This is a genomic window from Bradyrhizobium sp. BR 10289 (genome assembly GCF_019455385.1).
Lineage (GTDB): Bacteria > Pseudomonadota > Alphaproteobacteria > Rhizobiales > Xanthobacteraceae > Bradyrhizobium.
This window is the reverse complement of the sequence record NZ_JACOFR010000032.1, coordinates 34,883-47,706: the sequence shown is the minus strand read 5'-3', so window position 1 is coordinate 47,706 and position 12,824 is coordinate 34,883. Positions and strand designations below refer to the sequence as shown.

Sequence of the window (12,824 nt, the reverse complement as noted above, 5' to 3'; positions counted from 1 at the left end):
GGCGGAGGATTAACTTTCAAGGGTGGCAATGGAACGATGGCGCTCGTTGCAAAAGACCGCTCAAATTCGAGGTAAACGTCACGCGATCACGGCTGAGGGCTCCGGCAAGCGCTGGTCGCGATTCGCATCGAATCTCCGGATCAACCAGCGGCTGGATTAATGTCCGACACCATTCACACGCTCTCGACGACCGGTATGACGCCGAAGCGGCAGATCCAGAGCTGGATCGATGGGCTGACGAGCCTGTGCGGGCATTTCGACGTCGATCCGCTGGAGGCGTCCTCGCTCGAGGGCCGCATCGACTACACCAGCGTCTCGCGCCTGAAACTCTGCCAGATCGAGGTCAGCCAGCATCGCATCGCGCACACGTTGGCGCGCGCCAAGGCCAATGAACACCCGTACATCAAGATCCACTTCCAGACTTACGGCGTGTCCTATTTCGAGCAGGAAGGCCGCCACATCGAGATCAATCCCGGCGACATCATCGCCTATGACGTCTCCTGCCCGCATTCGATCATCAGTCCCGCCTTCACGCGCCACGACGTGGTGATCGTGCCGAAGGCCCTGCTGCGCGACCGCGGATTTCCCTCGCAGCGGATGCCGGCCTGCAAGCTCTCCGCGAAGACGGGCACGGGGCGGATCGCCCACGATTTCGTCCATGCCACTTTCGACGAGGCGGCGAAGCTGTCGGCGAACAGCGCGGTCGGCGTTGCCGATTCGCTGATCGATCTCTTGCTGCTGCCGCTGCGCGAAGCCGACACCATGTTCGACCGGGTCGGGCCCGAGGCGATGTATGTGCGTGCCCAGTTCTTCATCCGCGAGCATTTGCGCGATCCGGATCTGTGCATCGACCAGATTTCCGCCGAGCTCGGCTGCTCCAAGCGCTATCTGCATATGCTGTTCTCGGAGCGCGGCACCACGGTCAGTGACTATATCTGGCAGGCGCGCCTGCAGAACTGCCGCCAGGAGCTCGAGGCCCACGCCGGCAAGACCATCACCGACGTCGCGTTCTCCTGGGGCTTCTCCAGCTCATCGCATTTCAGCCGCGTGTTCCGGAAATATTTCGGCGTGGTGCCGTCCTCGATCCACAAGGCGCAGCAGGGCACCGCGGCCGCGGACGAGCATTAAGCGGGCAGGGGCTTTCGAGATCAGGCCGGCTCGAGGCCGAGCGACTGCGCAGTCTCGATCCAGATCGGCAGCTCGCGCTGATACAGCGCATTGGTCTCCTTGAAGCCGATCGCGGGCTCGAGCACGAAGGTTGCGAGAACCTCCTTCACTTTCGGATCGCTGTTGGCGGCGACGCACAGCTCGGCCAGGCGGTCGATCACCGGCTGCGGCGTCGCTTTCGGCACGGCCCAGCCGGTGAAACCGCTCACGGTGAAGAATTTTGAGGTCGCGCCCTGCTCGGGCAGCGTCTTGACGGCCGGCAGCGTATCGACCTTTTTCGAGTGCACCGCGAACACGGTGCCGCGATCGCTCTGCAGGACGGATTGCGCCGCCGTGTAGCTGCCCATGGCCGCATCGAGCGTGCCCTCCAGCATGCCCGTCCACATCGGCGCTTCGCCGCGATAGTGGACCGGCTCGATGTTGAGGCCATATTGCTTGTTGAGCTCGTTGATCGTCATGTGCGGCGATGAGCCGGCGCTGTAGGTGCCGAAATTCACCTTGCCGCTCTTGCGCGCGAAGGCGACGAAATCCTCCAGCGTCTTGACGCCGGTCTTGGGGTTGGCGACCAGCAGCAGGCCCGCGCCCGGGATGACGCTGACGAGCGTCAGGTCCTTGTCCATGTCGTAGCCGGGATTCTTCATCACCACCCGGTTCATGATGTAGGTGGTCGAGATCGAGCACAGGATGGTGTGGCCGTCGGGCTCCGCACGGGCGACCTCCGCCGTGCCGATCGCGCCGGAGGCGCCGGGCTTGTTCTCGATCACCACGGTCTTGCCGACCTGCTTGGAGATGAATTCGCCGTAGGCGCGCGCGAGCAGATCGGTCTGTCCGCCGGCGGGATAGCTGCAGATCATGCGGATCTGCCGCGCCGGCCAATTGGTCTGCGCCGAGGCGCCGCGCGAGACGAAGGGCAGCGCCAGTGCGGTGGTACCGGCGGCGACGAAGTGGCGGCGATCGAGCTTGGCGGACATGATTCTCTCCCGGATTTTCGCCGAACCTACTGCATCGGGCTGACGCTGCCATGGGTGGCAGGCGAGACAGATTGGCGCATTCGACAAGGCCGCCATGCCCAATTGTGCGTCACGCGGAAGACGCAGCTCGGCGGATCTGATCTCGGGGGCGAGGAGGTCGCGCCGGCTGGTGGTGATCGGAGAATTCACGGGCACCAGCAGCGAGTGCCGTCGCATGCTGGGTCCCGGCTCTGCGCAGCGTCACTGCGTGCTGCACCGCGTCCGGGACACGGAGAGTATCACCGTTGAATGATCTTCATCCAGACATCGCCCAAAATCGCGGGCTCGCGCGGTGGCAGATAGGTCAGCCCCGCCTGCTTGCCGAACTCTGCGATCTTGCCTTCCGCGGCGAGCTCACCAAGCGCCTTGTTCACGGCGTCGATCAGCACGCCGTCGCTGGCGAGGCTGACATAGCCGCGGTTGGCGCCGATCGGATAGTAATAGCCCGACGCGGTAATCGCGGTGTCGGGATGCGCGGCGCGATGGGCGTCGAAGCGGGCGAGGTCGATCAGGGTCGCGTCATAGTCGCCACGCTGAAGCGCACCGAGGAGGTCGTCGCGGCCGGGGACCAGATGCGTAATGCTGTCGATCAGGCGGCCCTTGTCGAAGGTCATCAGAATGGCATCGCCGAGCGAGCCGCTCTCGATCGCGAGGCGCAAACCGGCGAGGTCGCCGATATCGTCGATGCTGCGGCCCTGCGCCTTCGGTCCCAGCACCACCGTCATTGGCGAATAGATGTAAGGCTGGCTCGGCACGAGCACGCCGAGCGCGACGCGGCGGCGCCGGTCGTCGCGGGTGGCGCCGGCAAAGTCGGGCAGGCGTGCCGTCTTCATGCCGGGTTTGACCAGGGAGTCCTGCGTCAGCGCATAGCCGCCGACCAGCGCGCAGCGCCCATCCGAAAGCAACGCATTGGCTTCGAGCTGCGGGCTGGAATCCTCGTCGAGCTTGCTCTCGAACCACTGGATTTTCAGTGACCGTCCCATCCGCTCCGCAATCGCCTGTGCCAGCAGCACGTCGAAACCGGCATCGGGCTTGCCGCGCTGATGCAGCGAGAGCGGCGGCCGGTCCTCGTCGAGGCAGACTTTGAGCGGATCATCGGCTGCATGCGCGGCCGAGATCGCCAGGATCGCGACGGCGCTCCACGCGGCGAGCCGGCGTCTCATGGCTTCCTCCGGCTCGAGATGAAGGCCCAGAGATTGCCGATCTCGTCGTCATTGAGGATGTCCCCCCAAGGCGGCATCTTGTTGTTTTTGCCGTTCTTCACCGTGGTGACGAAGCGCGTCTTGTCGTCGGGGAAGGCGCGCAAATCCGGCGTAATGGTGCCGGAGTTCATCAGATTGGGGCCATGGCAGTGCGAGCATTTTTCGGCATAGGTCGACTTGCCGTGGTCGATCTGTGCCTGCACGGGATTGCCGGTTGCGTCATCCGCGGCGCGAACGGTCGCCGCAAGCGCGACCATCAGGACCGCGACGGTGGCGAGGATCGCCACCGTCTTATGAGAGACCTCTTTCAGCATCGCGCCGGGGTTACTGCTTGACCGCAAAAACCCACAGCGAGCCGCCGGGCGGCACTTTCGCAAGCCGTTCGTCGCCGGAGAACAGCGAGTACACGCCGCCATAGCCGCTCGTCACGGCGATGTACTGCACGCCGTCCTGCTGCCAGGTCACCGGCTGTCCCTCAATGCCGGAGCCGGTCTGGAACTGCCAGAGCTTCTTGCCGGTGTCGGCGTCGAAAGCCTCGAACTCGCCGGTCAGCGCGCCCGTGAAGACGACGCCACCCGCGGTCGAGAGCACGCCGGAGAAGCGCGGAATGTCGGCCGGCGCCTCCCATTTTGCCTTGCCGGTCATCGGATCGATCGCCTTCAGATGGCCGCGCGCGCCGTCGCCGAACTCCCAGGGATCGGTCAGGTCCATGCCGAGATACCATTCGCCCTGCTTGAAGGTGACGGGCTCCGACTTGTACTTGCCGCCGAAGGCGAGGGTGTTGGCGTAGGCAAGGCCGGTCTGCGGATTGAACGACATCGGCTCCCAGTTCTTGCCGCCGAGGATCGACGGATAGACCGTCACCTTCTTGCCCTCGCGCGCGTCCTTGGAGACGTCGGTCTCGATCGGCTTGCCGGTCTTCATGTCGATACCGGTCGCCCAGTTCACCTTCACATAGGGATTGGCCGCGAGCAGCTTTCCGTTGGTGCGGTCGAGCACGTAGAAGAAGCCGTTGCGGTTGGCATCCATCAGCACCTTGGTCGGCTTGCCCTCGATGGTCATGTCGGCAAGCACCATCTCGGCCACCGAGTCATAGTCGAACGGATTGTTCGGCGAGAACTGGTAATGCCACTTGATCTTGCCGGTCTTGGGATCCATCGCCAGCACGGAGCAGGTGTAGAGATTGTCGCCGGGCCGCACCGCCGAATTGAACGGGCCGGGATTGCCGATGCCCCAATACACGGTGTTGAGCTCCGGATCGTAAGAACCCGTGATCCAGGTCGAGCCGCCGCCGAGCTTCCAGGTGTCGCCCTTCCAGGTGTCACCGCCGGGCTCGTCCGGCGAGGGGATCGAATGGGTGCGCCACAGATGCTTGCCCGTCGCCGGATCCCAGCCGTCGATGAAGCCGCGGGTGCCGAACTCGGCGCCGGAGATGCCGGTGATGACGACACCGTCGGCGACCAACGGGGCCACCGTCATCGAATAGCCTTCCTTGATGTCGGCGGCCTTCTGCCGCCACAGCTCCTTGCCATCCTTGGCATCGAGCGCGATCACATTGGCATCGAGTGTGGTGCGGAACACCTTGCCGTCGTAGAGCGCGGCGCCGCGATTGATGATGCCGCAGCAGACGATGCGCGGCGTCTCGGCGGGATATTCGACCTTGGATTTCCAGATCTGCTTGCCGGTCTTGGCGTCGACCGCCATGGTTGCGTTGTGCGAGGTCACGTAGATCACGCCCTGGTACACCAGCGGCTGCGATTCCTCGCTGCGATCATCGTTGAAGGAGTAGTTCCAGACCGGGACGAGGTTCTTCACCGTGTCCTTGTTGATCTGATTGAGGGTCGAGAAGCGCTGGAGATTGTAGCCCATCCCGTAATTGAGAACGTTCGATGTATCGGTCGCACCCTTGACCAGCTGCTCGGTGGTCTGGGCGCTTGCACAATTCGATGCAAGCATGACGAGGCTCGCGGCCATCGCAAAGCGTTTCATCCGTTCCTCCCAATATGCGCGCCTTTTGACGCTGCGAGCGCAACACTCCGCCCGAATGCAAAACCCGTCAATACGAAAGTCGAACGCGCGTTGCCGATATGTTGGATGCCAGATGCGGTCTCCTGACGGAGACCTGACAAGCGACTTTCACTTGTGCGCAGGCGCTGAAAAAATTCCGCGCCGTGAAGCGGCGCTGAGTCGGATTTGTCCTTGGGTCACCGGGTTCCCGGTTGTGCGGTGCTCGGGGTGCAATTCGGGACTTGAACCGGAGCTCGCTTGTAGACTTATCTCGTGTCGATCCCCCGCGAATCGGGGCTCTTGGTCAGGGAGGTCAAAATGATTTCACGTCGTTCAGTTGCGTTTGGGCTCACGCTCGCATTGCTGTCCGGACCGGCGTGGGCTGCCTCTGGCAACGCCGTCAAGATGTTCGACACCGACAATGACGGCACGCTCGATCTCGCCGAGGTGAAGAAGGCCGCGACCGCATTGTTCGCAAAACTCGATCCCGATCACGACGGCACGCTGGACGCGCGCGAATTGCGCGGACGGTTGACGGCGAAAGAACTCGCGGCTGCCGATCCCGACCGCGATGGCACTCTCACGCTCGACGAATATCTGTCGGTAGTCGAGCAGCGCTTCAACGCGGCGAATCCCGATCACGACGGAACGCTGGATGCGAAAGAGCTGAACTCGCGCGCCGGCCGCGCGCTGCTGCGATTGTTACGGTGAAAATCTTGCGGCTTGACTGGGAGCGAAGGCGATTTGCCCGAGAGCGAAATTCTCGAGTGAAATGCGACAGTTCGCTGTGCTCTCGGTCGGATTCCACGCTTGCACTGTGCCTGACGCAGCCCTAGGTTTTGCCCCGCGCGATGTCGCGCTCAATACGTTGGGGAGACCCCGAATGGCCTGGAAAGCTCCGAAGATCGTGGAAGTGCCGGTCGGCATGGAAATCAACATGTACGCCTGCGCTGCGCGCAAATAAGCAAGACTGACGACCTGCCGCGGCTTCGATGGCATAGGCCGTCGAAGCCGTGGTAGTGTTCGGAATGCGCGCGAGAGCCCATACATTCTGGACCATCATTGTCTGCACAGTCGCGCTTGCACCTGTGTGCGTCAGCGCCGAAGAGGGCTTTGATACCGAGCACATCTTCGGCTTCATGATCGGCACCGACGTCGGCAATGTCGGCGAACGCGAATTCCAGACTGAGACCACGGGGCGCTTCGGCAAGGGCGGCGGCACCTATCGCGCCATCGGGCAGGAATTCGAGATCGAAGTTGTGCCGTTGCCGAATTTTCGCATCGAGCTCGGCGGCACCGCCACCCTGCACGACATCACCGGCGTCCCCGATCTCGACGATCGTCGCCAGTTCAACTTCCAGGGCGCCTCGCTCGACCTGCGTTATCGCCTGCTCGACCGCGAGCGCGCGCCGTTCGGCATGACCGTCGCGGCCGAGCTCCATGGCGACCGCATTGATGAGACCTCTGGCGCAAAAGGCCGGATGTATGGCACCGACTTCACGCTCGCCTTCGACCGCGAGCTTGTCCCGAACTACGTCATCGGTGCGCTCAACCTGATCTACCAGCCGGAATGGGCGCGCTTCGAGGTCGCGGGCGTGTCGGAGAAGAGCTCGACCATTGGCGCTGCCTTCGCCGGCCTCGTCCGCGTGCGCCCCGACGTGCTGCTTGGCGGTGAGATGCGCTATTTCCGGCAGTACGAGGGCATCGGCCTCGGCGAGTTCGCAGGGCAGGCGTTGTTCGTCGGTCCGACCGCTTATTTCCAGCTCTCGGAGACATCGCGGCTGACGTTGAGCTGGAGCATGCAGGCCTGGGGGAGACCGGCCGGGACGGGAGCCAATCTCGACCTCGTCAATTTCGAGCGGCACCAGGCGCGACTGGTGTTCGGCGTGAATTTCTAGACGCGATCTTCGCCCTTCCCCCTTGCGGGAAGGGGGAACCTTCCTCCCGCCAAATTGAAACTTCCCCTTCCTTGAGACGTATCCTTTCGTGCTAACCTCCGTCCGCCCCATGCGAGAGGATCCCGGCATGAACCCGATTGACCTGGTGGTGACTGTGTGTGCGGTGCTCTCGCCTGCGACCTGCGAGGAGCAGCATATCGTATTCAACTATGCGGGCTCGCCCACGCAATGCGCGATGGCCGCGCCGCCCTATATCGCGCAATGGGTCGGCGAGCACCCGAAGTGGCAGGCGGTGCGCTGGCGCTGCGAATATCCGCACCCGAACGACAAGGCGTAAGGCGCTACTTCGTGCAGTCCTTCAAATCCTTGTCGGCGATCGAGAACACCGCGTCGGCCTTGATCTCGATGTCGCGGACGACGCATTGGCGCTCATTGGGATAGCTGACCTTGGCGTCGTAGCGGCCCGGTTCGACGCCGGTGATGCGCAGCCGCTCGTCGTGGTCGACCTCCTTGTCCTTGTCGTTCAGGCACTGGTTCGGGCCCCAGTCCGTCTTGCCGGCCGGCGAGAGCTGGAAGCCGGAGATCGTCTCCGTCGTGAGATTCCACAGCCTGATGCCTTTGCCCTTGGCCTGCGCGAGCGCTGCGCCCGGCATCGCAACCAAGAGGATGCCGACCGCAATCAGCGTGCGCCGCATGGTGAACCTCCCTCGACAGTCTCGTTCGATACAGTTGACCACGAGTTGTCATTTCGATTCAAGCGGCAGCGTTGCGAGCTGCGCCTTGATCCTGCCGAGCTCCGTCTCGCTGCGCGCGGCGCGCGGAACGGCGATCGGCACCTCCTGCACGATGCGCGCCGGGCGCGGCGACAGGAAGAACAGGCGGTCGCCGAGGCGGATCGCATCGTCGAGGCTGTGGGTGACGAGCAGCGTCATCACGGGGCGGCTCGCCACCAGCGTTGCGATCTCGTCGCGCAGTCGGCCGGCCAGCGCATCGTCGAGCGAGGCGAGGGGCTCGTCGAGCACGAGCAGATCCGGCTCGACGGCGAAAGCGCGGGCGAGCGCGACGCGGCGGGCAAGGCCGAGCGACAATTCGCCGGGAAAATGGCTGCGATGCGCGTCCAGCTCCAGGATCCTGAACAGCTCGGACAGTTTTGCCTCGGTGACATCGGGCGCAGCCAGCCGCACGTTCTGCTCGACCGAACGCCACGGCAGCAGCCGCGGCTCCTGGAACACCATGCCGATGCGTGCCTCCGGCGGGCGCGCGATGCGTCCCCGAAAATCATGATCGAGCCCGAGGATGATGCGGAGCATCGTGCTCTTGCCGCAGCCGGACGGGCCGATCAGCACGCCGACTTCGCCTGAAGACAGCGCGAATTTGAGCGGCGCCAGCACCTCGTGCGTTGCGCCCGCGGCACTGTTGAACGTCTTGCCTGTGATGTCGACCTCAAGCCGCACGAGGCCGCCACCGGGTTGCGCGGGCCTCGAACGGCTGCACCAGCAAGGTCTCGATCACGAGCACGACGGCGGCGAAGGTCAGCGAATAGGCCAGCAGCCGCGGCGTGTCGAACAGCTGGAAGGCGACGCCGATTTCGAACCCGACGCCGTTCGGCCGCCCCAGGAGCTCGGCGACCAGTACGATCTTCCACACCAGCGACAGGCCGGAGCGGGCCGAGGCCGCGATATAGGGCGCAAGCTGCGGCAGGACGACATGGCGGAAGGCGCGCCAACGCGGCATCGCGAACACGCTCGCCATCTCGTCGAGCGAGCGGTCGAGCGCGCGGGTGCCCTCGCGCAGGGTGACGATGGCGGTCGGCAGCTTGTTGATGGCGATCGCGGCGATCGCGGCGGCCTCGGTCAGCCCGGCCCAGATATAGGCCAGCACGATCACGACCAGCGCCGGCAAATTGAGCAGCAGGATCAACCAGGGATCGCCGAGCCGGTCGGCAAGCTTGACCCGCCCCATCAGATAGCCGATGGCGCTGCCGAGCGACATCGCCAGCGTAAAGGCGAGGATGACCCGTGCGAGCGTCGCGCCGAGATGCAGGAATAGCGCACCGCTCGACGCCTCCGCGATCATCACCTGAAGTACCGCAGGCGGGGAGGGCAGCTTGGCGCCGCCGACGAACAGCGCCGCAACCCACCACACCGCGAGAAACAGGGCGAACGAGAGCAGGCGCAGCACCTCAGTCTCCGGGGACTGCGTGATAGAAGGTACCAGGGTCCAGCTCCGCCGCAGGACCGACGAGGTCGCGGCCGCCGATCTCGGCGAGCACGCGATAGAGCACGCGCGCGTCGGCCTCCTCGTCGACGATGCTTCGGCGCGGAATGCCGTCGCGATAGCGGTCGCGGTAGGTCCTGAGCAGGGCGGGATCGCTCGTACCCGTGAGCGGTGCGATCTTGTCCCAAGCCGCATCCGAGGTGATCAGCAGCTGCTTGGCCTTGCGGGTCATCGCGATGAAGCGCGCGACGGCGTCTTTGTGGCTCGCCGCCCAGTTCTCGTCGAAGACATAGCCGACCGCGGAAACCGCGCCTTTGGCCCCCAGCTTCGGCAGGATATCCTCGATGCCAGCGAGGCGGCGAAAACCCTTGGCTTCGAGCTGGGCGCAGAAATTCCAGAAATTGAGGCTCGCATCCATCTCGCCGTCGAGCGCCTTCGCCGCGATCAAAGGCGGGGCGCCATAGACGATGGTCGCATCGGACTTCAGGTCGATGCCGTCCTGCTTCATCCGCGCCTGCAGCAGCAGCCAGCTCTTGTCGATGGGACCGCCGCCGACCGCCAGCTTGCGGCCCTTCAGATCGGCCAGCGTCCTGATCGGCGAAGACGCCGGTACCATCACCGCGCCGAGCGCGCTGGAATAGGGATAGAAGGTCAGCCTGGCGCCGAGCGCGCGCTCGCGCGACACCCACAGCCAGTCCGACAGCATGATGTCGGCATTGCCGGCACGGAGCGCGATCTTGCCGGCCTCGGGACTCGCAAGCTCAGTGACCTCCAGCGACAGATCGGCTTCCTTGTCGAGCTCCGCGCTGCGGATCGTCGCCAGCTCCCAGGAGAATGTTCCGGTCTTCTGCACTGCAAGGCGGATGGTATCGGTGGCATGGCCGGGGGCGGCCAGCGTCAGCGCCAGGATCGTCGCGAGCGCAAAACTTCGTCCAAAAAATCTCATCGCCTTGTGAGCCGTTTCTGCTGATCGAGCACTTCTCAGGACAATACGCATAGCATAGCTTTCGTCGCAACCAGCGGGAGGACGCTCATGAATTCGGCGGGACTGCTACGACCGATTGTCGCCGCATTGGCGGTATGGGCCGCGACCGCATCCGTGGCGCGGGCCGAGGAGGTGAACGACTATCCGACCGCAGCGCGCGCCGAATACGTTTATGGCTGCATGAAAGCCAACGGCGAGTCACGGCAGTCGATCGAACAATGTTCCTGCTCGATCGATGTGGTCGCCTCGATCGTGCCCTATGACCGCTACGTCACCGCGGAGACCGCACTGAGCATGTCCCAGGTCCGCGGCAATCTCGGCGTCCAGTTCCGGACCTCGGAGCAGGCGAACTCGGCGGTGAATGATCTGAGACGAGCGCAGGCAGAGGCCGAGGTGAGGTGCTTTTAGCGCCTTACGCGATGCAAATTGTTGCCGTCATGGCCGGGCTTGTCCCGGGCATCCACGTTCTTTGGTCTGACACGAAGTTCGAGGATGGCCGGGACAAGCCCGGGCCATGACGACGGAGAGAGCTACGTCCCCGGCTTCTCCACGTCCCACTCATTGCGGAACACGTGCCCATCCGTGTCCTTTGCTTCCGCGCGAAAACGCTTCGCGCCATTGGACACGTAGGTGAAGCGCAGATTGGGATCCTCCGAGATCGAGATGCCGCCTTCCATCGACAATACCAGGCTGTCGTCCTGGGTCAGCTTGAGCTGGTTGACGAAGAAGGCGGGAATGTAGAGCTGCGTGACCTGGTCCATTTGCAGGCCGGAATTGTTGGGATGGCCGATCATGATCTGCGCCTCGCGGACGCGGCTCGCCGGTGCGTCCTCACGGGCGAATTGCCGGTAGCGCATCTGGCCGAGGCGGTTGTTGGCTTCCTCGGCGTTCTTTCCGGCCGGCGCGGAGCATCCGCCCGAGGCCTTCACATAAACCTTGGAGACATAGAGCTGGCCGTCGCTGAGCTCGGCGACGGCATGGACGTCGGTGTAGTTGTTGACGCGCACGCGGGTGGAGATCTCGGTGACGTTGGCATCCGCGCCAAGCTCGAATTTGGCCGCCATCGGCGCGGGATTGCGGTCGATCACCAGCGTGATCGAACGGATCCGCCTGCTGTCGCCGGGCGACAGCTTGCTGCGCAGGGTCACCGGGACGATCGCCGCGTCCTCGGCACGATACGGCATCTCGATGCCGATGACGCCGTTGCCGTCGTTCATCGCCCGGTTGTTGAAGATATCCTGCACCAGGCCCGGCCAGGGATCATAGGCCTCTTCAGCCTGCGCCGGCACGGCGAACGCGATGCCGAGCAATGCGGCGATCAGGGGCAGGCGGCGTGTGCGTCCCGTCATGGTCATGGTCCCCGGAGTCAGCGAAGCTGATCTCCTGCTGCAGCGTAGCGCGTCCGCTACTCCCATTCAATTTCCGAAAATGCTGCAGTTGCGTTGCGGGCGTTGTAGTCGTCGAACAATTGCCAGTGCGGCCGCTCCTCAGCTGCCGCCTTGTCCGCGGCAGCGCGGATCGGCGCGCCCTTCTTGTTCAGGGCGCGGACGTCGGACAGCAGCGTTGACAGGTAACGGCGTTCATCACTCAGCGCGGCTGGCCACTCGCTCACAGGCCCGTGACCCGGGACGACGCGCTGCGCGGGGATCTTTTCGAGTTCCCCGATCGTGCCGAGCCAGCCGCGGATACTGCCGTCCATCACCGGGATATGGTGGAGGAAGACGAGGTCGCCCGCGAACAGCGTCTTGCTCCTCTCGTCGAACACCGTCAGATCATTGTCGCTGTGCCCGGCCGGCCAAGCCCGCAAAGCCAGCCGGCGCGATCCGAGATCGAGCGTCAACGCGTCCTTCACCAGCATCGTCGGCGGCACGATCTTCACGGGATCGATCAGCTCATTGCCCATGATGCGTCTAAAATTGTCGAGATAGAACGGTCCCCGTGTCGCCAGCGCCTGCGGCAGCCTGCTGTGGCCGACGAAGCTGGTTCCCTCGGCAACGAAGGCCGCATTGCCGAAGACATGGTCGGGATGGCCGTGGGTGTTGATGACATAGCGGATCGGTTTTGTAGTGCGCGCCCGCACCGCCGCGAGCAGCGCCTCGCCTTCGCGCAAGCTGCCGCCGGTGTCGATCACGGCGACCGCATCGTCTCCCACGATGAAGCCGACATTGGCGATGTCGCCCTCATTCTCGCGGGTCATCAGGGCGATGGTCCCCGAGTGCACGAAGATTCCGGGGGCGACTTCGCTCACAGGCAATTCGACCGTCCCGGCGCGTGCTAGCGTTGTCGACCCCAGCAGGGACAAGGCTGCGATCACGAGAGCGATGCGAGACACGTTTCC

The 12,824-nt window shown here is 64.1% G+C and carries 16 protein-coding genes; 6 read left to right on the top strand and 10 right to left on the bottom strand.

Features of this window, described 5'->3' with window-relative positions:
- Positions 1 to 159 precede the first annotated feature (159 nt).
- Positions 160 to 1,128 carry a helix-turn-helix domain-containing protein gene (locus HYH08_RS33655; protein ID WP_220014115.1) on the top strand — a complete coding sequence of 323 codons (969 nt, stop codon included), beginning with the start codon at positions 160 to 162 and terminating at the stop codon, positions 1,126 to 1,128.
- Between the two features lie 20 nt (positions 1,129 to 1,148).
- Here HYH08_RS33655 and HYH08_RS33650 read toward each other — a convergent pair whose 3' ends face one another.
- The 4 genes from HYH08_RS33650 to HYH08_RS33635 all read right to left on the bottom strand — a co-directional run bounded on the left by HYH08_RS33650 (position 1,149) and on the right by HYH08_RS33635 (position 5,368).
- Entirely contained in the window at positions 1,149 to 2,138 is a 990-nt protein-coding gene (locus HYH08_RS33650) for a Bug family tripartite tricarboxylate transporter substrate binding protein (protein ID WP_220014114.1), read from the bottom strand.
- Positions 2,139 to 2,416: 278 nt separating this feature from the next.
- A complete protein-coding gene (locus HYH08_RS33645) occupies positions 2,417 to 3,340 on the bottom strand; it encodes a type 2 periplasmic-binding domain-containing protein (protein WP_220014113.1) in 924 nt (307 codons plus the stop codon).
- Entirely contained in the window at positions 3,337 to 3,693 is a 357-nt protein-coding gene (locus HYH08_RS33640; protein ID WP_220014112.1) for a c-type cytochrome, read from the bottom strand. The genes HYH08_RS33645 and HYH08_RS33640 overlap by 4 nt, the downstream gene beginning before the upstream one ends.
- A 10-nt stretch (positions 3,694 to 3,703) precedes the next feature.
- Positions 3,704 to 5,368 (bottom strand): methanol/ethanol family PQQ-dependent dehydrogenase, encoded by a 1,665-nt coding sequence (locus tag HYH08_RS33635; protein WP_220014111.1) that lies wholly within the window; start codon positions 5,366 to 5,368, stop codon positions 3,704 to 3,706.
- A 336-nt stretch (positions 5,369 to 5,704) separates the two neighbouring features.
- Here HYH08_RS33635 and lanM point away from each other — a divergent pair, with 336 nt between their 5' ends.
- The 4 genes from lanM to HYH08_RS33615 all read left to right on the top strand — a co-directional run bounded on the left by lanM (position 5,705) and on the right by HYH08_RS33615 (position 7,621).
- Positions 5,705 to 6,097, top strand: coding sequence for a lanmodulin LanM (gene lanM / locus HYH08_RS33630; RefSeq protein WP_220014110.1), 393 nt, complete (start codon positions 5,705 to 5,707; stop codon positions 6,095 to 6,097).
- Positions 6,098 to 6,269: 172 nt separating this feature from the next.
- A complete protein-coding gene (pqqA, locus tag HYH08_RS33625; protein WP_012029362.1) occupies positions 6,270 to 6,350 on the top strand; it encodes a pyrroloquinoline quinone precursor peptide PqqA in 81 nt (26 codons plus the stop codon).
- A 64-nt stretch (positions 6,351 to 6,414) separates the two neighbouring features.
- Positions 6,415 to 7,284 (top strand): DUF6662 family protein, encoded by an 870-nt coding sequence (locus HYH08_RS33620; RefSeq protein WP_220014109.1) that lies wholly within the window; start codon positions 6,415 to 6,417, stop codon positions 7,282 to 7,284.
- Between the two features lie 127 nt (positions 7,285 to 7,411).
- Entirely contained in the window at positions 7,412 to 7,621 is a 210-nt protein-coding gene (locus HYH08_RS33615) for a hypothetical protein (RefSeq protein WP_212235236.1), read from the top strand.
- 4 nt (positions 7,622 to 7,625) lie between these two features.
- Here the strand turns inward: HYH08_RS33615 and HYH08_RS33610 are convergent, their stop codons facing one another.
- From HYH08_RS33610 to HYH08_RS33595, 4 genes are read right to left on the bottom strand one after another with little or no spacing between them, the layout of a single operon-like run.
- On the bottom strand, positions 7,626 to 7,979 hold the full coding sequence (locus HYH08_RS33610) for a hypothetical protein (protein ID WP_220014108.1): 354 nt from the start codon (positions 7,977 to 7,979) through the stop codon (positions 7,626 to 7,628).
- A gap of 48 nt (positions 7,980 to 8,027) precedes the next feature.
- A complete protein-coding gene (locus tag HYH08_RS33605) occupies positions 8,028 to 8,738 on the bottom strand; it encodes an ABC transporter ATP-binding protein (protein WP_220014107.1) in 711 nt (236 codons plus the stop codon).
- Positions 8,728 to 9,465, bottom strand: a complete 738-nt coding sequence (locus HYH08_RS33600) for an ABC transporter permease (protein WP_220014106.1) — start codon at positions 9,463 to 9,465, stop codon at positions 8,728 to 8,730. The genes HYH08_RS33605 and HYH08_RS33600 overlap by 11 nt, the downstream gene beginning before the upstream one ends.
- A 1-nt stretch (position 9,466) precedes the next feature.
- Positions 9,467 to 10,447 (bottom strand): ABC transporter substrate-binding protein, encoded by a 981-nt coding sequence (locus HYH08_RS33595; RefSeq protein WP_220014105.1) that lies wholly within the window; start codon positions 10,445 to 10,447, stop codon positions 9,467 to 9,469.
- 87 nt (positions 10,448 to 10,534) lie between these two features.
- Between HYH08_RS33595 and HYH08_RS33590 the strand changes: the two genes are divergently transcribed.
- A complete protein-coding gene (locus HYH08_RS33590) occupies positions 10,535 to 10,894 on the top strand; it encodes a hypothetical protein (protein WP_220014104.1) in 360 nt (119 codons plus the stop codon).
- Positions 10,895 to 11,016: 122 nt separating this feature from the next.
- Here HYH08_RS33590 and HYH08_RS33585 read toward each other — a convergent pair whose 3' ends face one another.
- Positions 11,017 to 11,835, bottom strand: coding sequence for a quinoprotein dehydrogenase-associated SoxYZ-like carrier (locus HYH08_RS33585; protein WP_220014103.1), 819 nt, complete (start codon positions 11,833 to 11,835; stop codon positions 11,017 to 11,019).
- Positions 11,836 to 11,891: 56 nt separating this feature from the next.
- Positions 11,892 to 12,818, bottom strand: a complete 927-nt coding sequence (locus HYH08_RS33580; RefSeq protein WP_220014102.1) for a quinoprotein relay system zinc metallohydrolase 2 — start codon at positions 12,816 to 12,818, stop codon at positions 11,892 to 11,894.
- Between the last annotated feature and the right edge of the window lie 6 nt (positions 12,819 to 12,824).